This is a genomic window from Lacinutrix salivirga (genome assembly GCF_053604675.1).
This window is the reverse complement of record NZ_JBSHNP010000084.1, coordinates 85,885-110,174: the sequence shown is the minus strand read 5'-3', so window position 1 is coordinate 110,174 and position 24,290 is coordinate 85,885. Positions and strand designations below refer to the sequence as shown.

Sequence of the window (24,290 nt, the reverse complement as noted above, 5' to 3'; positions counted from 1 at the left end):
CTTCGGGTTTTTCATTTTATAAATTTTATAAAAGTTTATCTAACAAAACTCACGAAGCATCACAAAAGGCAGTTTTCCTTTTGGATTGTTTTGATATGTTATAAATAAACTCATAGTTTCTAATTTTTAATTCAACTTGTTTTGGCTGTACTTTGACAACGCTCAGCATGAAAACTGCGCTGCAAATATCTAAATTAATTTTTGACTTTTCCAAATTTAATTTTCAAAGTCCTGAAAATTTGAGGTCATAATACGAAGTATTATATTTTTTTGAAAAAAGCAAGGAAGAATTTAAAATCCGAAAAAATTCTATCATTTTATACATTTACGCATTTAAGTTGCGTAGTCATTTTGTATTTTTATTTCAGGTTAAAACTCAGTATAAAATGGCAGTAAATAAAAACGCACTTATTAGGTATAAAACCATAGATAAATGTTTGCAAAACAAGTTTAGACAATGGACGCTTAACGATTTAATTGAAGCGGTTTCTGATGCGCTTTATGAGTATGAAGGCAAAGACATAGATGTTAGTAAACGTACAGTACAGTTAGATTTACAGATGATGCGTAGCGATAAATTGGGTTATAACGCGCCTATTGTGGTTTATGACAGGAAGTTTTATAAGTATGAGATAGAGGGTTTTAGCATTGTAAATATACCAGTTACTGATAAAGATGTAAAAATAATGAATGATGCTATTCAGGTTTTACGACAGTTTAAGGATTTTTCTTTATTTAAAGAAATGGATGGTGTTTTACAACGTTTAGAAGATTCGGTTTATTCTTCTCAAAAAGATAAGCGAGCAATTATTCATTTAGACAAAAACGAACAGCTTAAAGGCTTGGAATTTATTGATGTGCTTTACGAATCTATTCAGAATAAAAAAGTTATTGAAATTGCCTATCAATCGTTTACGGCAAGGAATTCGAGTAAAATGATAGTGCATCCACAGTTGCTAAAAGAATTTAATAACCGTTGGTTTTTATTGGCATATAAAAATGAAAAATTTATAACTTTAGCTTTAGATAGAATGTTATCTATTGAAATTTTTAAAGGCACTGAGTATAAAGATTTACAAATTAATGGTGATGAATACTATAAAGAAGTTGTTGGTGTTTCGGTTTCTAACACACGAGCCGAGCGTATTCAGTTTTGGGTAGATAGAAAAAATGCACCTTATGTAATTACTAAGCCATTTCATAAAACGCAACGAATTATCGAACAACGAGATGATGGTGTTGTATTTAATATTTTTGTCCAAATTAATTTTGAACTGGAACGTTTAATTTTAGGGTTTGGAGAGAATATTGAAGTGCTTAAACCAAGAAAATTAAGAAACCGAATATTAAAAAAATTAAAAACTTCGGTTGATAATTATCAAGATATTTCTAAATAAACTTCCGCATTAATTTCAAGCCTTTCGCTATGCTCAAAAAAGATAATTTGTTTATTTAAGTAGGCTTCAATTAAATAATAATTTCCTTTAAAATAAGATTGTTTTACAGTTGCTTTTAAATGAGATTTTTCAACCACTTTTAATTGATGTGCATAAATAATTTTTTCATTTATGGTATTAAATTCTCCAAAAAATGAAGCTACTAAAGGTGTTTTTGGGGTTTTATATAAGTTTTCTGGATTATCATTTACTGCAATTTTCTGGTTGTTTAAAACAATCATTCTGTTTGCAAAACCTAAAACATCATCTTTATCGTGTGTAGCGACTATACATGTTATCTGTTTTTCTTTTAGGTAATTGTAAACGCTTCGTCTTAAACTTCTTTTTTGATGATTATCGATATGGCTAAATGGCTCATCTAATAAAATAATTTCGGGTTGTTTTGCTAAAGCACGTGCTAATGCAACACGCTGTTTTTGTCCACCAGATAGTGTTTTTACTTTAGTTTTTGCAAAGTTAGTAAGCTCAACAACTTGTAATAATTCTGTTGTCCGTTTTTGTTTTTCTTCTGGGAAGAAATTGGAGAGGTGTTTACCTATATTTTCTTCGACAGTAATAAAAGGCATTAAATCAAATTCTTGTGCTACGTATTTCATAAAATCGTAGCCAACTACAAGATTATATTCTGGACCTAAAATTTGTGTGTCTTTCCAAAAAATTTGGCCATCATTTAAATCGTATTCGCCATATAAGACTTTAAGTAAAGTGCTTTTTCCCGAACCACTTTCGCCAATAATCGCTATGTTTTCGCCTTGGTTTACTGTAAAGGATAGGTGTTTTAAAACAGGAGTTTTTGTGTAAGAAAAAGATAGGTTTTTTACTGTTAGCATAGAGTAAATATAACAAGACCTCACAAGTTTTAAAAACCTGTGAGGTCTAAATATAGTTTATGATTTTTTTAATCTTTAAATTCTTCTTTCATTTTACTTGGTAATACATCGTAACCCATATTGTAAAGTGTAAAGCCAAAAATATCTGCATATTGCTCTATGGTTTTACTAACAGGAGTTCCTGCACCATGTCCTGCATCTGTTTCTATACGAATAAGTGTTGGGTTAGTTCCTGCTTGTTTTGCTTGTAACTCTGCAGCAAATTTAAAACTGTGAGCAGGCACAACACGATCGTCATGATCTCCTGTTGTAACCATTGTTGCAGGATATTCTACCCCTTTTTTCACATTATGCACAGGAGAGTAATTTTTTAAATATTCAAACATTTCTTTGCTGTCTTCTGCTGTTCCATAGTCGTAAGCCCAACCTGCTCCAGCTGTAAATGTGTGATAACGTAACATGTCTAAAACACCAACACCAGGAAGTGCTACTTTCATTAAATCTGGTCTTTGCGTCATTGTTGCTCCTACTAATAAACCTCCATTAGAGCGACCAGAAATAGCTAAATAATTTGATGAGGTGTAGTTGTTTTCTATTAAATACTCTGCAGCAGCAATAAAATCGTCAAATACATTTTGTTTTTGCATTTGCGTTCCTGCTTTATGCCATTTTTTACCATATTCTCCACCACCTCTTAAATTAGGAACTGCATAAACACCTCCTTGTTCCATCCAAACGGCATTTGGTAAACTAAAACTTGGATTTAAACTAATATTAAATCCTCCATAACCATAAAGTATTGTTGGATTTTTCCCATTAAGTTCCATGCCTTTTTTATACGTAATTATCATTGGTATTTTTGTACCATCTTTAGAGTTGTAAAACACCTGTTTACTTGTAAAATCATCAGCATTAAAGTCGATGTTTGGCTTCCAGTATAATTCAGATTCACCAGTTTCTACATTGTATTTATAAATACTAGAAGGTGTGTTGTAATTTGTAAACGAGTAGTAATCTATTTTTTCTTCTTTTTTACCTCCAAAACCACCTGCATTTCCTACTCCTGGTAGTTTTACTTCTCTAACCAGTTTGCCTGTGTAATCGTATTGTTTTACTTGTGATATGGCATCGACCATATACTCTGTAAAGAAGTAACCTCCTCCTGTGGATGGACTTAAAACATATTCTGTTTCTGGTATAAAATCTTTCCAGTTTTCTGGTGAAGGGTTTGCAGCATCTACAGTCACAATTTTTTGATTTGGTGCATCGAGATTAGTCACTAAATATAGTTTACTGCCTACGTTATCGATAACATAAGTATCACTATCTGTATGATTTAAAATGGTTTGTAAAGGACTATTTTGTTTAGATAAATCTTTTATGAATAACTTGTTACCAGAGGTTGATACACTTGCTCTAATAAGTAAGTAGTTATTATCTTCGGTTACAGATCCACCAACGTATCTGTGTTTTTCGGAAGCTTTAGCACCAAAAATGACTTTATCGTCTTTTTGAGATGTGCCTAATTTATGATAATATACTTTGTGTTGATCTGTTTTAGCAGATAATTCGCTTCCTTTTGGCTTATCGTAACTAGAGTAATAGAATCCTTCGTTTTTATACCAAGACATGCCACTAAATTTAATATCTATTAGCGTGTCTTCTATAATTTCTTTTGTTTCGGCATTCATTACTATAATTTTACGCCAATCGCTACCACCTTCTGATATTGAATATGCTAAAGTTTTTCCGTCTTTAGAGAAACTGGTTCCACCTAAGGATGTTGTTCCATCTTTAGAGAAGGTGTTTGGATCTAAAAAGACTTCTGCTGTATCAGGATTGCTTCCTTTTTTATACCTATAGATAACATATTGGTTTTGTAGTCCGTTATTTTTATAAAAATAGGTATAGTCGCCTTCATTAAAAGGTGCTCCAATTTTTTCGTAATTCCAAAGTTTTTCTAAACGTTCTTTTAGTTCTTGCCTGTAAGGAATGTTATCTAAATACCCAAAAGTTGCTTTGTTTTGTGCTTTTACCCAAGCTTCGGTTTCTTTACTTCTATCATCCTCTAGCCAACGGTAAGGGTCTTTAATTTCTGTACCAAAATAATTTGTAACAGTATCTACTGTATTTGTTTGCGGATAATTAACTGTAATTTCTTTTCTTATTTTTTGCTCTTCTTTACAAGACATAATAACGGAAAGTGTTAATAAGCAAAGTGCTATTTTTTTCATTTTTATAGATTTTTAATAGGCTTAAATTTAAACAAAAAAGCGCTCACATAATGCATGTGAACGCTTTTAATTAGTTTTACTTTTAATATTTTATAATTTAATAAATTTTTGAACTTTAACTGCTCCTTGATTAGAAATTCTAAGCATATAGTTTCCTGCTGCTAAAGTTGAAACGTTTAATTGATTATTATTAATCTTTCCTTTTTTAACTAAACGACCACTTACATCAAAAATCATATATGGTGTTTTATTTAAATTTAAATCTGTACTTAGGTTTAAAAACTCACTAGTTGGGTTAGGATATGTAATTAGGTTATTTACTGTAAATTCTTCTAAGCTTAATGTGTTTTCACCTTCGGTAATTTGAAGCGTACTGTTAATGGTTGGATTAGATATCATATCTACTATACCAGAAGGCCACTCTACAGTAATGCTTGTAATTGAAGCGTCTGTGCCTATACCAAAATGGGTATTTATAGTATTCATGTATCTAAAGCCATCTCCACTTCTCACCTCTCTTATTTGAGTTCCTGAAGGTGTTTCGATAGTTACACGAGCACCAATTCCGTTAATATTACTTGTAGTTCCAATAGTATTAATTGTAAGCCAGTTATTTGAGTTTCCATTATTCATATAAATAGAACCTCCAAAAGCATCAATAAATCCATCGTTATTTAAATCTCCAAAAGAACCATCGCTAGGTACCATATCTGAATTTACAGAGAAAGTCATATCTCCATTTCCGAATAAAATATCTCCATTTGAAGCGATATCTAAATTGCCATCGTTATCAAAATCATAACGAACATTCTCGTGATTAAAAGAAGTTACGCCAACCACTCCAGAGCCTGCAGTTACATCTGTAAATGTTACAGTTATATTTTCTGGATCAGAATCATCAAGATCATTACGCATTAATTTATGAGGATCTGAAGGATCACTACTACCAATAAACACATCTAAATCACCATCATTATCAAAATCGCCCCAAGTTGAAGACCATGTTTGCATTGGGTCTGCTAAGTTTAAAGCAGCAGCATTTTCTACAAACACTCCATTGTTATTGGTATGCATTTGGTTTGTTCTTCTTGCTGTAGCTCCTCCACATTTAGCAATAAACATGTCTTGATCACCATCATTATCGTAATCTATCCAAATAGACCCATAATTACCTCCAGAAGCATAATCTCCTAAATTATATGGAGCTCCAGCAGTTGCTGTTTGATAATATACAAGGTTGCCAGTACCATCATTTATATAATAAACATTTGGTTGTACATCATGACACACAAAAGCGTCTAAGTTTCCATCGTTATTTATATCTACAAAGTTAGAACGTTGAGAAAATACATAGTCTGAACCAGAAGCCTCTTCGAAACCAGAAACATCGTCAAAAGCATTGCCGTTATTTACATTGTTATTATCTACAATGGCTTTCATAAAAGTAACGCCATTACCAGAACCATAAAGTAAATCTGTATATCCATCTGCATTATAATCTGCAGCAGCTAAACTCCATGAAGGCGTATAATCTGCTGAAGGTGTTGTAATATTTACTAACCTAAATCCATTAGGTTGTGTTGGATCTTGAAACTGAATATTTACGTTTGTTGAAGATATTGAAACAATATCATCCAAGAAATCGCCATTCATATCTACAACTGCACGATTAGAACCAGATGTAGATAACGACGACTCCGTAAAATTTATAGGAGCTGGACCTTCTGGATCCGGAACATCTATTGGGTCTCCATAACTAATTTCGAAATCAAAGCCAGAGTCATTCCATCTATCATCAAATGCAATGTAATAGGTTGTTCCAGGCATTGCGCTAAAAGTTGCTATAGATAAATAACCATTTCCAATGGTTCCATCATCATCATCTCCTCCAACACATACTAAAGAACCACAAGTCCCTGAATATACATGTATTCTGGTATCTCCTCCAGAGTTTTGTGATAAATCTGTTGAAATAGTAACTCCTGTTTCTTCTGTAAGATCTATAGTATAAGCATACCACTCTCCGTTTGATGCTCCAGTTCCATTTGCGGCACAGATTGGATTTGGGATTTCCGAGCCATCTACAGCATTAACAGTAAATGTTCCAATTCCGTTAATTGGAGTTGCATTTGCAGCATCTGCACAAGTGTCGGAACTAACTTGGGCATTTAGTGTCACAGACAATGAAAGCGACAACATTATTAGTAATAGTTTTTTCATAATTATTATTATTTATTTAATTGCATGTTTGTGTTAAAGAGTTTATCCATTGTTCCATAAGTGCTACACCTTCTTCATGAACAATTGTTCTGCCAATAAAAGGCATTCTGTAGGCTTCTTCTGTAGAACTCATCCTAAAATGTATTGCTGATCTTGTAAAATTAGTTGGTGTAACAATGTTTGTTAATCCGCTATTTTCTATTTCTATTTCAGGTTCAACACACACTCCCATATTTGTTAAATCTTCAGTTAAATGAAACTCAAAAAGCATAGGTCTATAATTACAATATCCTTGTGGAAAATGGCAATGTGCACAATTAATATCTACATAAGAACGTGCTCTTAATTCTAAAGATTTGGAAGTATCGTTGTAGTTTACAGTAGATACAATATTATTTGGGTAGTCAACTTCTAAATAACCAAAATCTACCCATTTTGATAGCTGGTTGGCACTACCATCTTCATAAGTTAGGTCTCTATTTAAATTTTGAGGTTTTGGACCAATTGGTCCAGGAACATCAAATTTATTATGGCATGTAAAACATTCTCCACGAGAAGGTACTCTATAAGTTGTTGATTTTGTTTCACCTTGTCTAATCCACTCTAAATCTACAGAGTGACCTTGATTTGTGAAGGTTGCTTCTGTTTGATCTTCGTTCCATAAATAATTGGCAAAATCCCAACCGTCTTCTTTTTTATACATTAAACGAGTTTCAATAATTTTTGATGAATTATTTGGTTGTACATTATCGTAATAGAAGTTTTTTATTAATACTGCTCCTGTTGGAAAATCTAGTGTAGTATAATCGTTTACGTAGCTTGCCTTCACATTTTCAGGCATCCAAACAAAACGTTTTTTTTTGGCGTAATCAGAAAATAAAGTAGAATTTAAATCATAAGGAAGCACTCCATAAACTGGGTTTAATTGTTTTATATCTCCTTCAAAAAAATTATAGTCGGATAAATTGTCGTAAGGCATATCTTCCAAGTTAAAAACAACTGGAGATACCTGAACAGGATTTGGAGTTGGAACATAATTATCACTAGATGAACAAGAGTTCAAATTCAAAATAATTATAGATAGTAAGAGTAAAAAAAAGTACTTTTTTATCATATGTTCAAAAACAATAGTTTACGAATATATAAAATTAAAGTAAGTTTGCTTAAATAATTAAGTCATAATGCGTTATAAATACGTTGAATAAATAGTTAAAATGCAAATTTATTAGAAAACCCTTAATTACACTAAGTCGTTGTTAAGTAAATACTCTGCAATTTGCACAGTATTTGTAGCAGCACCTTTACGTAAATTATCGCTTACAATCCATAAATTTAGTGTGTTTGGTTGCGAACCATCTCTACGAATACGGCCAACAAAAACATCGTCTTTTCCATTTGCGTAAAGAGGCATTGGATACGTATTTGCATCTATATTGTCTTGTACTACTACTCCTGGAGTTGTATTTAGTATTTGTATTATCTCTAATAAATCAAAATCGTTTTCAAACTCTACATTTACAGCTTCACTATGTCCTCCAGAGGTAGGTATTCTAACAGCAGTTGCAGTAACTGCAATGGTTTTATCGTTGAGAATTTTTTGAGTTTCCCTAACGAGCTTCATTTCTTCTTTTGTATAGCCATTTTCTTCAAAAACATCGCAATGCGGAATAGCATTTTTATGTATAGGATAAGGGTAGGCCATTTCCCCTTTTACACCAGCCATTTCATTTTCTAATTGTTTTACAGCTTTTACTCCTGTGCCTGAAATGGATTGATAAGTTGAAACTACAATACGTTTAATTTTGTATTTGTTATGTAATGGAGCCAAGGCCATAACCATTTGAATGGTCGAGCAGTTTGGATTTGCAATAATTTTATCGGTTTTAGTAAGCGAACTTGCATTAATTTCTGGCACAATTAGTTTTTTACTGTGATCCATTCGCCAAGCAGAAGAGTTATCGATTACAGTTGTCCCTATTTCAGCAAATTTTGGAGCCCACTCTAAAGAGGTATTTCCTCCTGCAGAAAATAAAGCAATATTTGGATGCATAGCTAACGCATTAGAGAGACTAACAATTGTATAAGCCTTGTTTTTAAATGTAATTTCTTTTCCTACAGATTTACTTGAGGCTACAGGAATTAATTGCGTTATAGGAAAATTACGTTCTTCCAGAACTTTTAACATTACCTCTCCAACCATGCCTGTGGCACCAACTATTGCTAATTTCATGTTATTGTATGTATTGTTTTCTAATTGTTAGATGTTAATTAGGCTATTTTTTTTACTTAATAAAAGCTTGTAACATGTTTATTTTATAGCTACCAGTTTTATTATAAACGTTATGAGTACAAAGCTATTATATTTCTAATTGCTAGTGTATAAAAACAGATTAATTTTTTTAAAAATAAGCGTATAAAAAAATCGGTTTTGCATTGCAAAACCGATTTTTAAAGTTGTTTTAAAATTTAGATTTACTTTTTTAAAGCATCTCTAATTTCCATTAACAATTCGTTATCAGTTGGTCCTGCTGGAGCAGGCTCTTCAGCTGGTTTTTTCATTTTGTTATATGCTTTTACAATTATAAACATTACTAAACCAACAATAATTAAACTAATAATTGCATTAACCCAGATTCCCCAAGTAATTGCATTTTCTGGCGTTACTACTTTGCCAGCAGCATCAACGACAGCCTCGTCTAATACATATTTTTTATCTGCAAAATCAACTCCTCCAGAGAAGTGACCTACAACAGGCATAATAATATTATTTACAAATCCTGTAACAACAGCTCCAATTGCTCCTGCCATGATTACAGCAACCGCGAATTCCACCACGTTTCCTGTCATAATAAAATCCTTAAATTCTTTAAGCATAATTTTAATTTTTAAGTTAGTTGATATTAATTAAGATTCAATTTAGTTAAAATTTTAACATATACCTTATAGTATTTTAGTTTAAATGAAACGCTTATCGATTAAATACGCGTTTTATACGCTGAGATACAGAAGTGAGAACTTCATAGGAAATAGAATTGATATTTTCTGCTAAATTTTCGGCAGTATTTTGTGTGCCAAAAACAATAACTTCGTCTCCTTCTTGGCAATTAATTGTGGTAATATCTACCATAATCATGTCCATACATACGTTTCCTAAAATTAAAGCTTTTTGATTATTAATATAAACAAAACCCTTTCCGTTTCCATAGTGTCTGCCAATACCATCTGCATGACCTATTGGAAGTGTTGCTGTTATAATGGTTTTTATGGCTTTAAAGGCACGATTATAACCTAAACTTTCTCCAGCTTTTAAAGTATGTATTTGTGAGATTACTGTTTTTAAAGTGGCTATAGGTTTTAATTCTTTATTTATTTTAGGGTTGTTTCCAAAACCATATAAACCAATACCTGTTCTCACCATATCTAAGTGAGCGTTTGGATAATTCATAATCCCAGAAGTATTGGATTGGTGTAGTATAGGTTGGTATCCTAAACCATTACTAATTGTTTTTGCTATGTTCTGGAATGTGTTTATTTGCTGCAAAGTAAATTCGCGTTCATTTTCATCTTCACTAGCTGCTAAATGCGATAAGAGCGATTTTACTTTAACAGAAGAATGTTGTTTTACAAGTTCAATAATTTCAGAAGAATCTTTTTCTAAAAAACCTAATCTATTTAAACCAGAATTAAATTTTATATGAATAGGATAGTTCGTTTGTTTCTGTTTTTCCGCAGTATTAATAAAAGCTTTTAGAACACGTGTGGAGTATAAATTGGGTTCTAAACAACGTTCTATAAGTGTATCGAAATTTACAGGTTGAGGATGGAGTACTAAAATGGGTGTTGTTATGCCTGCATCTCGTAGCGCAACTCCTTCGTTGGTGTACGCAACTGCAAAATAATCGACCTCTAAATTTTGTAAGGTGAGTGCAATTTCTTGGGCATCACTACCATAAGCAAATGCTTTTACTACAGCTAAAATTTTAGTTTCTGGTTTTAATTTCGATGTTATAAACCTAAAATTATGCTCTAGCGCTTTTAAGTCTATTTCTAGAACGGTTTGTTGCGCTTTAGGCATTGGACGATTTGGATTTGTTTTCTATTTCTTGTGGATCATTCACTTTCATCTGCTTTAACTTATCTCTAAGCATCACTTTATAGTAAGCAGCACGACTTAAGGGTTCGTACTCTTCGACTTCGCCAAGTAAAACAAGAGCATCGCTATTTGCTTTTCTGTAGCTATATTGTGCTAAGTTTCCTGTGCGTGTACACACAGCATGTACTTTGGTTACATACTCTGCAGTTGCCATTAAATTTGGCATTGGTCCAAAAGGGTTGCCTTTAAAATCCATATCTAAGCCAGCAACAATTACGCGAATACCTTTATTGGCAAGGTCGTTACAGACGCGTACAATCTCATCGTCAAAAAACTGAGCCTCGTCAATACCTACCACATCGCAACCGTCTGCCAAAATAGGAATATTAGCAGCAGCAGGCACAGGAGTTGAGCGAATTTCGTTAGCATCGTGCGAGACAACCATCTCTTCGTCATAACGTACATCGACAGCAGGTTTAAAAATTTCTACTTTTTGTTTTGCAAATTGCGCACGTTTAAGCCTTCGGATAAGCTCTTCGGTCTTGCCAGAAAACATAGAACCGCAAATAACTTCTATCCAACCAAATTGTTCTTTAGGATTTACTGTATTTTCGAGAAACATTTTGTAATTTTAACACTAAAATGAAAGCAAATTTCGTTTTCATAAAGGTGATGCAAATTTATTAAAAATCAAAAGGCTTAAATACAATTATTAAAAAAACATTAAAAATAAAAGTGATGAGAAAGAAATTAGAATCAGAATTAGTAAGTATAGCGCATAGGATTCTAAAGCTAAAAGGGAAAGAAGATGTAGATAAACTCCACAAAGAAGTTGCTGCATTGTATGAAAAACTTACTGTTTTAAAATTTGCAAATGAAAATTTTGAAGAAGATATTCCAACCATTGGAAACGACTCTTCATTTTTTGATATGTTAGACGAGGCGTTTAACAATAAATATAGTGATAATATAGAAGTTGAAGACAAAACATATATTAATGTTGATGAAAGAGAAGACGATGGGATTATGGAACCTGTAATGGAAAAAATAAAAGACATGGTTGCGCAAATGCCACAAGAAACGCAACAGGTTGACGATTTGCTTGCAGCAGTAAATCCAAAAACAGACTACAATAAAAATGATTTTGAAAACATTACTGCTGGTTTTGAAACCATCCCAGAATTTGAGCCTGTTAGTAAAGTTACCAACGAAAAAAAATCTCTAAACGATAGAATTAAATCAGGAGGTTTAAATATAGGTTTAAACGATAAATTAGCCTTTGTAAAACATTTATTTGATGGAAAACAAGAGGATTACGAGCGTGTATTATCACAATTAAACACCTCATCCACTTACCAAGAAGCAAATACGTTAATACAAGATATTGTAAAACCAGATTATAATAATTGGGTTGGTAAAGAAGAATACCAAGAACGTTTTATGGAAATTGTTGAAGCACGTTTTAATTAGGTTTCCATTTTCGCGTAAAACATTATGAGCAAACTATTTATAGTACCAACTCCAATAGGAAATTTAAAAGACATCACTTTTAGAGCTGTTGAGGTTTTAAAAGACGTCGATTTAATTTTAGCCGAAGACACTCGAACTTCTGGAAAACTATTAAAACATTTTGAAATTGGTACACCAATGCAAAGCCACCACATGCATAATGAGCATAGAATGGTTGAAGCAGTAATACAAAAATTAAAATCTGGAGTTACCATTGCATTAATAAGCGATGCAGGAACTCCAGCAATTTCAGATCCTGGATTTTTACTTACCAGAGCATGTATTGAACATTATATAGAAGTAGATTGTTTACCAGGAGCAACTGCTTTTGTGCCAGCATTAGTAAATAGTGGTTTGCCAAACGATAAGTTTATATTTGAAGGATTTTTACCAGTAAAAAAAGGACGTCAAACACGTTTATTATTGCTTGCTGAAGAAACCAGAACTATAATTTTTTATGAGAGTCCACACAAGCTTATAAAAACACTCACTCATTTTTGTGAGTATTTTGGAGAAGAGAGGCAAGTTTCTGTGTCTAGAGAACTCACCAAATTATACGAAGAAACTATACGTGGAACCGCAAAACAAGTGTTAGAACACTATACCAATAAGCCTCCAAAAGGCGAAATTGTAATTGTGGTTGGTGGCAAAAAATAAAACCACTTTTTAAGTGTTGTCTAAACTTCTATTTATGGATAAATTACTTCAAAATATTAGACAATGCAAAATTTGCGAAGAGCATTTACCACTTGGTCCAAAACCAATTGTTACAGCCAAATCCGAATCAAAAATTGTAATTATTGGTCAAGCTCCAGGAGCTAGAGTACATGCATCAGGTATTCCTTGGGACGATGCTAGTGGAAAACAACTACGTAAATGGTTAAATGTTACAGATGAAACCTTTTACGACGAGACCAAATTTGCAATCATACCAATGGGATTTTGTTATCCAGGAAAAGGTAAAACAGGTGATTTGCCACCAAGACCAGAATGTGCTCCACAATGGCACGAAGCGATTATGAGTAAACTACACAATGTGGAATTAGTGCTTTTAATAGGTGCATACGCACAGAAATATTACTTAAAAAAACGAGCGAAACGCACTTTAACCGAAACTGTTGCGAGTTATAAAGAGTATTTGCCAAAGTATTTTCCCATGCCACATCCTTCGCCAACCAATAGATTTTGGAAAAGTAAAAACCCTTGGTTTGAAACCGAAATTGTACCAGAGTTGCAAAATATTATACAAGACATTATCTAAAAATACCACTTCCAAAATTTTTTAGTAGTTATTGAGTTTAAAAAAGAACAATTCTATTAACCACAAAAAATCAAATAGACTAATCTTTATAGTATTTGTAGCATTAAATTTACTTGCGTTTATCTACATTCATATTCTAATAATTAAATTATGGAATCAATACATTATAATGTTTTTGTAATAGGAAGCGGAATTGCAGGACAAACAGTTGCAAAAGCCTGTGCAGATCAAAACCTAACAGTTGCCATTGCAGATAAGAGAGAGTTTGGAGGCACTTGTGCAAACAGAGGTTGCGACCCTAAAAAAGTACTATTACAATTTGCCGATTTAGTAAACACAAGCAATAAACTTAAAGACAAGGGCATTGCTAAAGCACCAAAAATAAAATGGAAAGACGTCCAGAAATTTAAACGTTCTTTTACAGAGGTTATCCCGAAAGCAACTGAAGACAATCTAACAAGTAAAAATATAACGCTCTACCATCAATCACCAAAATTTAAGAGTAATAACGAGGTTGTAGTAGAAGGCAAATTGATTACTGCAGAGTATTTTGTTATTGCTACAGGCTTAGTGCCAAGACCCTTAACATTTAAAGGCAGTGCACTGTTACAAAATAGTGATGATATCCTTAATTTAAAATCTATACCTAAATCTGCTTTGTTTATTGGAGCAGGATATATTGCAATGGAGTTCGCTTATATGTTATCAACTTTAGGTTGTAAGGTTACAATTCTTCAAAAAGACAAAAAAGCACTTACTAATTTCGATACGTTTTTAGTCGAAAAACTAGTCAAACATCTAGAAGAAAATGGTGTAGAATTTATTTTTGAAGCCGAAACAATTTCAGCAGAAAAATTAAAGAAAAACATTAAATTAACCTACAAACACAAAGGAAACACTAAAACTATAAAAGCAAGAGTAATTTATAATACAGCAGGAAGAGTGCCAGCAACACAATTGCTAGACTTAGATAAAGCTAATATTTTGCACGATTCGCAAGGCGTCCATGTTAACGATTATTTACAAAGCCTAAGTCATAAAAACGTTTTTGCTTGTGGTGATGTTTCCAATAAATCTGTTCCATTAACACCACTTTCTGGTTTGCAAGGTTATAGTGTTGCGCGAAATATATTAAAGAGTAAATCTAAGGTTTTTAAACATCCATTGGTGCCTTCAGTAGTATTTACAAACCCTAAAATAGCAAGTGTTGGTTATAGTGAAGCAGAAGCAAAAAGCAGATATAAAGCTGTTAAAGTATTTAAAGGTGATGCCTCAAATTGGTTTAATGCTAAAAAATCTAATACTTCTGTTTATGCTTATAAAATTATAGTAAATAAAAGAACATCAGAAATTGTTGGAGCACACCTGTTAAGTGACCAAGCACACGAAACTATTAATAGTTTTGCAATTGCTATTGAGAATAAAATGACTACTAAAGCCTTTAAATCTTTAATTTTTACATATCCTTCTTATAGTAGTGATTTAAAAAGCATGTTGGCAGAGTGATTTTTATCTCGTAAGTTCATAGTAATTTAAAAATAGGCACAAAAAAACCTCACTATTTCTAGCAAGGTTTATTCTATAGTTTACAACAGCAGGCAACTGCCTGCTATTACTGTTTTACTGCAAACTAATTACACATGCTTTCCAACTTCAAAACCATGTTTTCCTAAATAGTGCTTTCCGCTATCTATAGCATCACCTTCAAGTGTTGTTCCCATACTATCGTTCCAACGGTTTAAATATCCAAAAAGAGAAATTACACCAAGCATTTCTACAATTTCACCTTCGGTCCAATGTTCGTGTAAACGTTTTTTTATAGTATTATCTACAGCATTTGGAACCTGACTTGCTGCCAAACTAAAATCCAATGCAGCACGTTCCGCTTCAGAAAAAGCAGCATGTGTTCTGTAGTCCCAAATATTATCTAATTGTTCCTGTTCTGCGCCATAACGTTCGGCAGCTCTAATAGCATGTGCTTGGCAATACCTACAACCTGTCGCATTACTACTTACCCAAGCTATCATACGCTTTAATGCCGACGTTACTCTGCCTTCATTAGCCATTACAGCTTTATTTAAATGTATAAATGCCTTGCTAATTGCAGGACGACGTTGCATTGTTAGAACAGAATTTGGACAAAAACCAAGAGTTTCGTTAAAAAACTCAGCAAGTTTTTTGGTTTCTAAATCATGTTCAGGAGTTAATGGAGTGACTAAAGGCATAGACATTTTGGTTTTTAGTAGTATTTTTGACTAAATATAGTACCTAAAGGTTTAAGCACCTAACTTACTTGTTGTATATTTCTTTTTTTTAGATGAAATAAATAACAATCAAAATAAAACATCATTTTAATTAAAATAAAATCGTAATAAAATGTCAAATAAAGTAACCACACACTGGAAAGGAAATTTACAATTTGAATCCGATAATCCTAACGGAAAAACCGTTTTAATGGATACCTCTCCCGAAAATGGAGGACACAGTTCTGGTTTATCTCCAAAAGCCATGATGCTTTCTAGTTTAGCTGGTTGCTCTGGTTTAGATGTAATTTCTATTTTAGACAAAATGAAGGTGACACTCTCTGATTTTAGAATGGATACCACTGGAGAACTTACAGAAGAACACCCTAAATACTATCATACTGTTGCTATAGAATATCATTTTTATGGCGAAAATTTAGACGAATCAAAAATTAAGAAAGCAGTCGATTTATCTATCGAAAAATACTGTGGAGTTATGGAAATGTTTCGCAAGTTTGCCAAAGTAAACACCTCTATTCATTATCATAATAAGTAGATAAATGCGCTGGACACTAAAGCCAAAACCAGAACCAAAAAAAATTGAAGCTTTACAAAAAGCGCTTCAAGTAGATCGTATTGTTGCCACTATGCTTCTACAACGTGGTATTGAGACTTATGATGATGCCAAAACATTTTTTAGACCAAGCTTAAAAGACTTACATGATCCTTATCTAATGAAGGATATGGATAAAGCGGTTACAAGAATTGAAACTGCGTTGTCTAAAAACGAAAACATATTAGTATTTGGCGATTACGATGTGGATGGTACGACTTCTGTCGCGTTATTATCTTCTTATTTAAAAACGATAACGGAAAATGTAGCAACGTATATTCCAGATCGTTATGACGAAGGTTATGGTGTGTCTTATAAAGGAATTGACTTTGCGCACGATAATGATTTTACACTAATTATAGCTTTAGATTGTGGTGTAAAAGCCATAGATAAAGTTGCATATGCGACAAAAAAAGGAATCGATTTTATAATCTGTGATCACCACAGACCAGGAAAACACTTACCAGATGCAGTTGCTATTTTAGACCCAAAACGCGAGGATTGCGATTATCCATATAAAGAGCTTTGTGGCTGTGGTGTTGGTTTTAAACTCATCCAGGCTTTAGCTTTAAAAGAAAATAAAACAGTAGAGGATTTAACCCAATATTTAGATTTAGTGGCTACAGCAATTGGTGCAGATATTGTTCCTATTACTGGCGAAAATAGAGTACTTGCCTATTTTGGAATGCAAGTTATAAACGCTAATCCACGTCCAGGAATCCAAGCGATTATCAATCAGGTAAAAAAAGAAGAACTTACCATTACAGATGTTGTGTTTATTGTTGCACCACGAATAAATGCAGCAGGTCGAATGAAACATGGTAACTATGCAGTCACACTATTAACCGAAATGAATTATGCTTTAGCAGAAGACTATGCTGCAGAAATTGAAGCGTTTAACACAGACCGAAGAGAAGCAGATAAACGCATAACCAAAGAAGCGTTACAACAACTGGAAGATAATAATGAACAGAAAGGCTACACTACAGTAGTATATCATGATACTTGGCACAAAGGTGTTATTGGTATTGTAGCTTCTAGATTAATAGAAACTTATTATAGACCAACTTTAGTATTTACAAAAAGTGGAGATAAACTTGCAGCTTCTGCACGTTCGGTTTCAGGATTCGATGTGTATAATGCTTTGGAAGCTTGCTCAGAACATATTGAGCAGTTTGGAGGACATAAATATGCAGCAGGTTTAACGCTAAAAGAAGAAAACTACGAGGCTTTTAAGCAAGCTTTTGAAGATGAGGTCACAAAAACTATAGACAAATCACTGCTTAAGCCAGAAATAAAAATAGACACAGAAATTGATTTGCACCAAATAGACAATAAGTTTTGGCGTATTATAAGTCAGTTTGCACCTTTTGGACCAGGAAATATGACACCAATTTTTATGACAGACTACTTAAAAGATACTGGTTATGGAAAATGTGTTGGCGAAGACGACAAACATTTACGGATTACAGTAACGCAAACAGGAAAAGAAAAATTAGTGTGTATAGGTTTTGGCTTAGGAAACAAGCTCGATATTATATCTAATAAAAAACCCTTTAAAGCAGTGTATTCTATAGACGAAAATCATTGGCAAGGTAATGTGAGTTTACAGCTGAAGCTTAGAGATATAAAAGAATAATTTTCTTAAACATTTCAATTGTTTTTGTAATATTGATAAAACTCATCTTATTTAAATTAAGAGATAATAAATTTTTTTGTTTATGTATATTTTAGAAAATTTACCATTAAAAAAAGAAGTTGAAACAAAAAAGGTTTTAAAAAAATTACCAAATGCAAGAGCTGCTTTGGCAGAACTAAAAGGAGTTGTTGCTACAATGCCAAATCCATCAATTTTAATTAGCACACTTTCTTTACAAGAGGCAAAAGATAGTTCTGCTGTAGAAAATATTATAACTACTCACGATGAGCTTTTTAGAGCAGAGCTAAACATGAATTTAGTGAAAAATATAGCTGCAAAAGAGGTTCAGAATTACGCTAAAGCTTTAAAAATTGGATATGAATATGTATATAAAAACAAATTAATTACTAACAGGATTGTATTGGAGATTCATAAGGAATTAGAACAAAATAATGCTGGATATCGAGCGCTTCCTGGAACAGATTTAAAAAACGATAAAACAAAAGAAACAGTTTATACTCCTCCTCAATCGAAATTAGAAATAACGTCTTTAATGAATAATCTTGTAGATTATATCAATGATGACCAAATAGACGACTTAGACCCTTTGATAAAAATGGCTATTATTCATCATCAATTTGAGAGTATTCACCCATTTTATGACGGTAATGGTAGGTTAGGTAGGATTTTAAACATACTGTACCTTGTTGAGAAAAATTTACTAGAATTCCCTTCTTTGTATTTAAGTAGGTATATCATTCAAAACAAACTAGAATATTATTTTTTGCTTCAAACTGTAAGAGATGAAAATGATTGGGAGAGTTGGATATGTTTTATTTTAGATGCAGTTGAATCTGTTTCTAAACAAGCAATCAAACTTATAACAGATATTAAAAGAGAAATGCAACATTATAAATTTTTTATTAGAGATAATTTTAAGTTTTATAGTCAAGATTTAATAAACAACTTGTTTAAGCATCCATATACAAAAATAGAATTCTTACAATCAGATTTAAAAGTAAGTAGACAGACCGCCTCTAAATATTTAAATCAATTAGCAGAAAGTGAAGGCGGTATTTTAACAAAAGTTATTATTGGTAGGGATAATTATTTTGTAAACAATAGCTTGCTGAGACTTTTTTCAGAGTACGATTACAAGTTATAATTTCTTTCTTTTATTAACATAATAACTAAACTTGTTAATAAATGACGTTTTTCTTAACACATTTACAAAACATGTTAAAAAAACTTTATTTCGTTAACCTATAAAAAATAATTTTTGTTTAAAATACAATCTGATAATAGCCTATATGACTAAAAAAGATCCATACGCAGCTTTACGTATTAAAGAATTCAATATTTTTTTAGTATTACGATTTGCATTAGTTTTCGCTTGGTCTATGCAATTTATTGTTTTGGAGTGGCAAGTGTATAGCATCACCAAAGATCCTTGGAATTTAGCATTAATTGGCGCTTTCGAGTTTATTCCTGCATTTGTAATGGCATTATTTGCAGGACATATTGTCGATCAAAAAGAAAAACGAAATCTACTTGCCATTTGTATTGCCTTATTTTCTTTAATAAGTTTAGGCTTGTTTTTATTGACTTGGCCAAAAATAGTAAGCGATTGGTCCACAAAATCTATTTTATATTCTATTTACGCTTTGGTCTTTTTTGGTGGTTTATTACGTTCGTTTTTTGGACCAACTATATTCTCACTTATTGCATTAATAGTACCTAAAAAAATCTATCCTAATGCTGCAACGTGGAGTAGTTCTACTTGGCAAATGGCTTCGGTTTTAGGACCAGCAACTGCAGGACTTTTAATAAGTACAGTTGGTGTACATTGGTCTTTATGCTTTGTTTTTGGACTAGTAATGTTCTCTTTAATTGTATTATTTCGAATTAAAAGAAAACCAATACTTAACCCTAAAATTGGAGAGCCTATATTACAAAGTTTAAAAGAAGGTTTACATTTTGTGTTTAAAACCAAAGCGATTCTTGGTGCTTTAACCTTAGATATGGTTGCAGTACTCTTTGGTGGAGCAGTAGCTTTATTACCCATTTTTGCACAAGACATTTTAAAAGTAGGCCCAGAAGGTTTTGGTGTGTTACGTGCTGCTCCTGCAGTAGGTGCATTTTTAACTATGCTTGCTACAGCGTATTTACCAATAAGTAAAAATGCTGGTATGAAACTGCTTGCTTCTATCTTCGGGTTTGGTGTTTGCATTATTGTTTTTGGATTGTCTTCTGTGTTTTGGATTAGTGTTGTTGCGCTGTTTTTTAGTGGTGTTACAGATGGTGTGTCCATGGTTATTAGACAAACTATTTTACAAATAAAAACACCAGATCACATGCGAGGACGCGTCTCTTCAGTAAATTCTATGTTTGTTGGTTCGTCTAACGAGCTTGGCGCTTTCGAAAGTGGTGTAACAGCAAAACTTATGGGAACCGTTACTGCTGTTGTGTTTGGTGGTACAATGACTCTAATTACAGTGATTACCACAGGAATAGTTTCGCCTACATTTAGAAAATTAGATTTGACTAAGGATTTGCACGCTCATGAAAATGAATAAACCTAAATACAACCAATTTCTAGTATATTTGCTATTAAATTAACCTCAATATGAAAAAAATACTTATCGCTATTTTAGTTGTTATACTATTGATTTTTGCCTACAATCAATACCAAGACTACCAACGTTTTCATCCAAAACAAGTTAATTATACAACTACTGAAACTGTAGATTTAAACTACCATAATCAAGACGTAGTTTATAATTATTATGAAGCTATTGAAGAGTTAAACCATTATATAATATCACAATGGACAGTGAATAGAATAGATGTGCGCAATCCAGAAAACGATGATGTTGAAACAGAATATGCCAGTAAGCAATATGCTAAAAAACTAGCAAGAGTTAAGTTTTATGAAGGTAAGCTAACGCAATCTCACACACTAAAAAAAGAAGGGTTAGCCAATAAAGATATTAAGCTTTTTGAAGAAAAAAACCTAAGCTCTAAAGAGTATAAAATGCAACATAAAGCTTTGGCGTTTAAAGCTTTTATGTTTGAAAATTTACCAAAAAACAATTTGTTTTCTGGTCAAACCAATGCTTTTGTGTACGAAATGCAAAAATTGTTAGTTAAAAAAGGATACAATATACCTGTAGATGGTGTGTATAAAAACATTACCTCTGAAGCTATAAAAGATTTTGAAACTAAAAATAATTTATTTGCAGATGGTATTATAGACAGATTGACTTTAGAAGCGCTTCTTGATTAGTCGTTATTAACAGTTCTTTTTTCTAATGTAAACGTAGAGCCATCAAAAACACCATAGGTGTAATATTGGATCCAATCGCCAAGATTAATGTAATTAGAAGTGTCGTTAAGCGCTATTTCCATTGGCAAATGTCTGTGGCCAAAAACAAAATAATCCCTGTGTTTGTCTTCTAATTTGCGTTTGCAATATTGTACTAACCACTCGTTGTCTTCTCCCAAAAACGTAGCATCGTCGTCGCCAGAAATCAGTTTATTTTTTACAGAGAGGTATTGTGCCACTTTTACACCAATATCTGGATGCAACCACTTAAAAAGCCATTTAAAAACAGGGTTTGTAAATACTTTTTTCATGCGTTTATAGCCTTTGTCTCCAGGACCTAAACCGTCTCCATGACCAATAAAAAAAGTGCTGTTATTAACTATAAATTCTTGTGGTTTGTGGTAAACAGGAATGTTTAGTTCGGTTTCAAAATAGCCATTCATCCATAAATCATGATTACCTACAAAATAATGAATAGGAATGCCTGAATCACTTATTTCTGCAAGTTTTCCTAAAGTTCTTGTAAATCCTTTTGGTACAACTGTTTTGTACTCAAACCAGAAATCAAACAAATCGCCTAATAAAAAAATGGCAGCAGCATCGTGTTTAATGTCGTCTAACCAAGCAACAAACTCTTTTTCGCGAGGGCGAGAAGCTTCAGTTGTTGGAGCACCAAGATGATTATCGGAAGCAAAATAAATTTTCTTTCCAGAAGGGATTGATATGTTAAAATCACTAATCATTATCACTAGCAAACCACTGCGCGTAAGAGGTTGCTGTTTCTTGTAATTTTAGAGAATGAAGCTTTATGTTTTCTGGCAATCGTTTTTTTATTTTGGAAGCAAAATCAACAACCATCATTTCACTAGTTGGTTGGTAATCTACTAAAAGCACGTTGTGATCTCTTTCTGATAATTCTTTAGCCAACTCTACGTGTGGTGTATTTTTATTAAATACTGTAGCATGATCAAAAACATCTACAATATCTTCTTTCACAATTTTTTTAAGGTCGCTAAAATCAATAACCATCCCGAATTTTACGTTAGTAGAGTCCGAAATAGGTTTGCCAATAACAGTAACTTCTAATCTGTAACTGTGACCATGTACGTTTTTACATTTTCCATCGTAGCCATAAAGTGCATGACCAGTTTCGAATGAAAATTGTTTGGTAATTCTTATTGTACTCATTAACGTCGTCTTCGATTATAGAAATATACAATTATAAGCACTACTGCTAAAATTAAAAACAGTTTGTTCATAATAATGTGTTTTAATTAGTGGCTAAAGTTACGTCTTTTGCGCAAGTGGTAAAAATTCTTGTCTAAATTTTATAATTAATGGTAATCCTCTGGCTATTATCCAAAGCGTAAAGGCAATAAAAATAGCATGTAATTTATAGTCTAAAGCATCTAAGCCAAATAATACTGGTATAAACACTAATCCTGTAGATAATAGTAATACGTTTCGCAACACCTTCATTTTACCTAAACCTTTAAACATGCCATCAAAGATAAACGCAAGAGCACATAAGGGTTGCATTGCTAAAACGATCCAAAAAACACTGTAAAAAACACTTAAAACACCATCGTCGTTAGTAAAAACTCTTCCTATAGAATAATAAAAAATAAAGCCTAATACTGCTAAAATTACACCAACGACAATTCCGTATTTTATTAATTTATTACTCAATCCAATAAGTTCCTTATAGGCTTTTGCACCAAATAATTTTCCTGATAAAATATTTCCAGCACTAGCGTAACCATCAATAATAAAGGCGCCTAAAAACCATAAATTTATGGCAATAGTGTATGCTGCAATATACTCTTTGCCATAACCTGTTGCAAAACGAGTAGAAAAATACAAGGCTGCATTTAATGCTAATGTTCTCACAAATAGATTTAGAATCATAATAATAAAACGACCAATTTCTTTGTTTAGAGGAAACTTTAAACGCAATGGGATTTGCGTTTTTGATAATAAATAATACGCCGAAAGTAAAGCCATTGTAAATTGTGCAGCTACACTGGCATAAGCAGCTCCTTTAATATGCATCGCAGATACAATACCTTCAATACCATACACTAAAACAAAATCTAAAACAATATTAATTAAGGCGCCAACAATAGCAATAATCATTGGGTAAAACGTGTTTTGCAAACCTCTAAACGTACCAAAAACAGCAATTGTAAATAAAGTGAAAGGGAACCCAAAAACGCGAATTTTATAGTACTCTACACTATAGTCTAAAATTAAATCTGAAGCATTGTAGAGCATAAAAATAGGTTCGGCAAAAGGGAATGTAGTTGCTATAATTAACACACTTAGCGAGGTAATAATAAAAATTGCTTGCGCAGGAAGGTGTTTTACAGCTTCTATATTATTGGCTCCAACATATTGGGAAACAATAGATGAAATAGCGCTTCGTGTTTGACCCAACACCCAAATAAGCATAGAAATAAACGTACCAACTATTCCAACAGCAGCAAGAGATTCTGTAGCATTAACATCTATATTACCAATAATAGCAGTGTCTGTTATAGATAATATAGGCTCAGAAACGCCAGCAATTAAAGCAGGAATGGCTAGTTTGTTTATTTGTTTTAGAGTAATACTCATTTACATGTATATGCTTAAAAATTAAAAAAAAGAGTTTGTAAGGCTTTTAATTTAGTATTTGTAAAGCTGTAAATTTAGTCTTAAATTTTTTATTAGTAAGATTATTTAAGGACGTATTGGATTTTTCAAAAAAAAAAAAATTACTTACAATTTGTAGCAGATTTTAATTACAATTTACACAAAAATAATGTGGATAAATTGTAAAGAGATTGATTTTTATATAATTATGAAAAAGTGTGAAATAACTATA

At 32.4% G+C, this 24,290-nt stretch carries 22 protein-coding genes; 10 read left to right on the top strand and 12 right to left on the bottom strand.

From position 1 onward, the window contains the following. Nucleotides 1–386 precede the first annotated feature (386 nt). On the top strand, nt 387–1,397 hold the full coding sequence (locus ACVC5O_RS03885; RefSeq protein ID WP_452220153.1) for a helix-turn-helix transcriptional regulator: 1,011 nt from the start codon (nt 387–389) through the stop codon (nt 1,395–1,397). On the opposite strand, the gene ACVC5O_RS03880 is transcribed toward ACVC5O_RS03885, so the two are convergent. From ACVC5O_RS03880 to ACVC5O_RS03845, 8 genes are all read right to left on the bottom strand, one after another. Next, nucleotides 1,379–2,287 carry an ABC transporter ATP-binding protein gene (locus ACVC5O_RS03880; RefSeq protein WP_452220152.1) on the bottom strand — a complete coding sequence of 303 codons (909 nt, stop codon included), beginning with the start codon at nt 2,285–2,287 and terminating at the stop codon, nt 1,379–1,381. The two genes, ACVC5O_RS03885 and ACVC5O_RS03880, sit on opposite strands and share 19 nt — an antisense overlap. Before the next feature lie 68 nt (nt 2,288–2,355). Continuing rightward, nucleotides 2,356–4,521 (bottom strand): prolyl oligopeptidase family serine peptidase, encoded by a 2,166-nt coding sequence (locus tag ACVC5O_RS03875; RefSeq protein WP_452220151.1) that lies wholly within the window; start codon nt 4,519–4,521, stop codon nt 2,356–2,358. Nucleotides 4,522–4,611: 90 nt separating this feature from the next. Then, nucleotides 4,612–6,741: an FG-GAP-like repeat-containing protein gene (locus ACVC5O_RS03870; protein WP_452220150.1), complete on the bottom strand. Its 2,130-nt coding sequence runs from the start codon at nt 6,739–6,741 to the stop codon at nt 4,612–4,614. A gap of 16 nt (nt 6,742–6,757) precedes the next feature. Next, on the bottom strand, nt 6,758–7,804 hold the full coding sequence (locus ACVC5O_RS03865; protein WP_452220149.1) for a hypothetical protein: 1,047 nt from the start codon (nt 7,802–7,804) through the stop codon (nt 6,758–6,760). Between the two features lie 177 nt (nt 7,805–7,981). Continuing rightward, nucleotides 7,982–8,971: an aspartate-semialdehyde dehydrogenase gene (locus ACVC5O_RS03860; protein ID WP_452220148.1), complete on the bottom strand. Its 990-nt coding sequence runs from the start codon at nt 8,969–8,971 to the stop codon at nt 7,982–7,984. 242 nt (nt 8,972–9,213) lie between these two features. Next, nucleotides 9,214–9,615: a large conductance mechanosensitive channel protein MscL gene (mscL, locus tag ACVC5O_RS03855; RefSeq protein WP_452220147.1), complete on the bottom strand. Its 402-nt coding sequence runs from the start codon at nt 9,613–9,615 to the stop codon at nt 9,214–9,216. Between the two features lie 94 nt (nt 9,616–9,709). Further along, the gene (alr, locus tag ACVC5O_RS03850; RefSeq protein WP_452220146.1) at nt 9,710–10,816 is read right to left on the bottom strand and encodes an alanine racemase; all 1,107 of its coding nucleotides are present in this window, start codon (nt 10,814–10,816) and stop codon (nt 9,710–9,712) included. Next, on the bottom strand, nt 10,809–11,456 hold the full coding sequence (locus ACVC5O_RS03845) for a thymidine kinase (RefSeq protein WP_452220145.1): 648 nt from the start codon (nt 11,454–11,456) through the stop codon (nt 10,809–10,811). The genes alr and ACVC5O_RS03845 overlap by 8 nt, the downstream gene beginning before the upstream one ends. Before the next feature lie 116 nt (nt 11,457–11,572). On the opposite strand from ACVC5O_RS03845, the gene ACVC5O_RS03840 reads away from it, so the two are divergent. The 4 genes from ACVC5O_RS03840 (at nt 11,573) to ACVC5O_RS03825 (ending at nt 15,110) form a co-directional block, all read left to right on the top strand. Then, nucleotides 11,573–12,304: a hypothetical protein gene (locus ACVC5O_RS03840; protein WP_452220144.1), complete on the top strand. Its 732-nt coding sequence runs from the start codon at nt 11,573–11,575 to the stop codon at nt 12,302–12,304. Between the two features lie 24 nt (nt 12,305–12,328). Further along, nucleotides 12,329–13,000, top strand: a complete 672-nt coding sequence (gene rsmI / locus ACVC5O_RS03835; RefSeq protein WP_452220143.1) for a 16S rRNA (cytidine(1402)-2'-O)-methyltransferase — start codon at nt 12,329–12,331, stop codon at nt 12,998–13,000. 34 nt (nt 13,001–13,034) lie between these two features. Continuing rightward, a complete protein-coding gene (locus ACVC5O_RS03830; RefSeq protein WP_452220142.1) occupies nt 13,035–13,604 on the top strand; it encodes a uracil-DNA glycosylase family protein in 570 nt (189 codons plus the stop codon). Between the two features lie 150 nt (nt 13,605–13,754). Beyond that, nucleotides 13,755–15,110, top strand: coding sequence for a dihydrolipoyl dehydrogenase family protein (locus tag ACVC5O_RS03825; RefSeq protein WP_452220141.1), 1,356 nt, complete (start codon nt 13,755–13,757; stop codon nt 15,108–15,110). Nucleotides 15,111–15,238: 128 nt separating this feature from the next. Here ACVC5O_RS03825 and ACVC5O_RS03820 read toward each other — a convergent pair whose 3' ends face one another. Further along, nucleotides 15,239–15,829, bottom strand: a complete 591-nt coding sequence (locus tag ACVC5O_RS03820; RefSeq protein ID WP_452220140.1) for a carboxymuconolactone decarboxylase family protein — start codon at nt 15,827–15,829, stop codon at nt 15,239–15,241. 151 nt (nt 15,830–15,980) lie between these two features. Here ACVC5O_RS03820 and ACVC5O_RS03815 point away from each other — a divergent pair, with 151 nt between their 5' ends. The 5 genes from ACVC5O_RS03815 to ACVC5O_RS03795 all read left to right on the top strand — a co-directional run bounded on the left by ACVC5O_RS03815 (nt 15,981) and on the right by ACVC5O_RS03795 (nt 21,385). Continuing rightward, entirely contained in the window at nt 15,981–16,403 is a 423-nt protein-coding gene (locus tag ACVC5O_RS03815; RefSeq protein WP_452220139.1) for an OsmC family protein, read from the top strand. A gap of 4 nt (nt 16,404–16,407) precedes the next feature. Next, nucleotides 16,408–18,099, top strand: a complete 1,692-nt coding sequence (recJ, locus tag ACVC5O_RS03810; protein ID WP_452220138.1) for a single-stranded-DNA-specific exonuclease RecJ — start codon at nt 16,408–16,410, stop codon at nt 18,097–18,099. 82 nt (nt 18,100–18,181) lie between these two features. Next, nucleotides 18,182–19,264 carry a Fic family protein gene (locus tag ACVC5O_RS03805; protein WP_452220137.1) on the top strand — a complete coding sequence of 361 codons (1,083 nt, stop codon included), beginning with the start codon at nt 18,182–18,184 and terminating at the stop codon, nt 19,262–19,264. 145 nt (nt 19,265–19,409) lie between these two features. Continuing rightward, a complete protein-coding gene (locus ACVC5O_RS03800) occupies nt 19,410–20,675 on the top strand; it encodes an MFS transporter (RefSeq protein WP_452220136.1) in 1,266 nt (421 codons plus the stop codon). A gap of 50 nt (nt 20,676–20,725) precedes the next feature. Then, nucleotides 20,726–21,385, top strand: a complete 660-nt coding sequence (locus ACVC5O_RS03795) for a peptidoglycan-binding domain-containing protein (protein ID WP_452220135.1) — start codon at nt 20,726–20,728, stop codon at nt 21,383–21,385. Here the strand turns inward: ACVC5O_RS03795 and ACVC5O_RS03790 are convergent. From ACVC5O_RS03790 to ACVC5O_RS03780, 3 genes are all read right to left on the bottom strand, one after another. Next, the gene (locus tag ACVC5O_RS03790) at nt 21,382–22,149 is read right to left on the bottom strand and encodes a UDP-2,3-diacylglucosamine diphosphatase (protein WP_452220171.1); all 768 of its coding nucleotides are present in this window, start codon (nt 22,147–22,149) and stop codon (nt 21,382–21,384) included. The genes ACVC5O_RS03795 and ACVC5O_RS03790 overlap by 4 nt on opposite strands. A gap of 10 nt (nt 22,150–22,159) precedes the next feature. Beyond that, nucleotides 22,160–22,612, bottom strand: coding sequence for a 6-pyruvoyl trahydropterin synthase family protein (locus ACVC5O_RS03785; protein WP_452220134.1), 453 nt, complete (start codon nt 22,610–22,612; stop codon nt 22,160–22,162). 99 nt (nt 22,613–22,711) lie between these two features. Then, a complete protein-coding gene (locus ACVC5O_RS03780; protein WP_452220133.1) occupies nt 22,712–24,040 on the bottom strand; it encodes an MATE family efflux transporter in 1,329 nt (442 codons plus the stop codon). Between the last annotated feature and the right edge of the window lie 250 nt (nt 24,041–24,290).

Bases quoted from the DNA above. Each gene is read 5' to 3' on its own strand.
- ACVC5O_RS03885 (WP_452220153.1), top strand. From the start codon at position 387: ATGGCAGTAAATAAAAACGCACTTATTAGGTATAAAACCATAGATAAA.
- ACVC5O_RS03880 (WP_452220152.1), bottom strand. From the start codon at position 2,287: ATGCTAACAGTAAAAAACCTATCTTTTTCTTACACAAAAACTCCTGTT.
- ACVC5O_RS03875 (WP_452220151.1), bottom strand. From the start codon at position 4,521: ATGAAAAAAATAGCACTTTGCTTATTAACACTTTCCGTTATTATGTCT.
- ACVC5O_RS03870 (WP_452220150.1), bottom strand. From the start codon at position 6,741: ATGAAAAAACTATTACTAATAATGTTGTCGCTTTCATTGTCTGTGACA.
- ACVC5O_RS03860 (WP_452220148.1), bottom strand. From the start codon at position 8,971: ATGAAATTAGCAATAGTTGGTGCCACAGGCATGGTTGGAGAGGTAATG.
- mscL (WP_452220147.1), bottom strand. From the start codon at position 9,615: ATGCTTAAAGAATTTAAGGATTTTATTATGACAGGAAACGTGGTGGAA.
- alr (WP_452220146.1), bottom strand. From the start codon at position 10,816: ATGCCTAAAGCGCAACAAACCGTTCTAGAAATAGACTTAAAAGCGCTA.
- ACVC5O_RS03845 (WP_452220145.1), bottom strand. From the start codon at position 11,456: ATGTTTCTCGAAAATACAGTAAATCCTAAAGAACAATTTGGTTGGATA.
- ACVC5O_RS03840 (WP_452220144.1), top strand. From the start codon at position 11,573: ATGAGAAAGAAATTAGAATCAGAATTAGTAAGTATAGCGCATAGGATT.
- rsmI (WP_452220143.1), top strand. From the start codon at position 12,329: ATGAGCAAACTATTTATAGTACCAACTCCAATAGGAAATTTAAAAGAC.
- ACVC5O_RS03830 (WP_452220142.1), top strand. From the start codon at position 13,035: ATGGATAAATTACTTCAAAATATTAGACAATGCAAAATTTGCGAAGAG.
- ACVC5O_RS03825 (WP_452220141.1), top strand. From the start codon at position 13,755: ATGGAATCAATACATTATAATGTTTTTGTAATAGGAAGCGGAATTGCA.
- ACVC5O_RS03820 (WP_452220140.1), bottom strand. From the start codon at position 15,829: ATGCCTTTAGTCACTCCATTAACTCCTGAACATGATTTAGAAACCAAA.
- ACVC5O_RS03815 (WP_452220139.1), top strand. From the start codon at position 15,981: ATGTCAAATAAAGTAACCACACACTGGAAAGGAAATTTACAATTTGAA.
- recJ (WP_452220138.1), top strand. From the start codon at position 16,408: ATGCGCTGGACACTAAAGCCAAAACCAGAACCAAAAAAAATTGAAGCT.
- ACVC5O_RS03805 (WP_452220137.1), top strand. From the start codon at position 18,182: ATGTATATTTTAGAAAATTTACCATTAAAAAAAGAAGTTGAAACAAAA.
- ACVC5O_RS03800 (WP_452220136.1), top strand. From the start codon at position 19,410: ATGACTAAAAAAGATCCATACGCAGCTTTACGTATTAAAGAATTCAAT.
- ACVC5O_RS03795 (WP_452220135.1), top strand. From the start codon at position 20,726: ATGAAAAAAATACTTATCGCTATTTTAGTTGTTATACTATTGATTTTT.
- ACVC5O_RS03785 (WP_452220134.1), bottom strand. From the start codon at position 22,612: ATGAGTACAATAAGAATTACCAAACAATTTTCATTCGAAACTGGTCAT.
- ACVC5O_RS03780 (WP_452220133.1), bottom strand. From the start codon at position 24,040: ATGAGTATTACTCTAAAACAAATAAACAAACTAGCCATTCCTGCTTTA.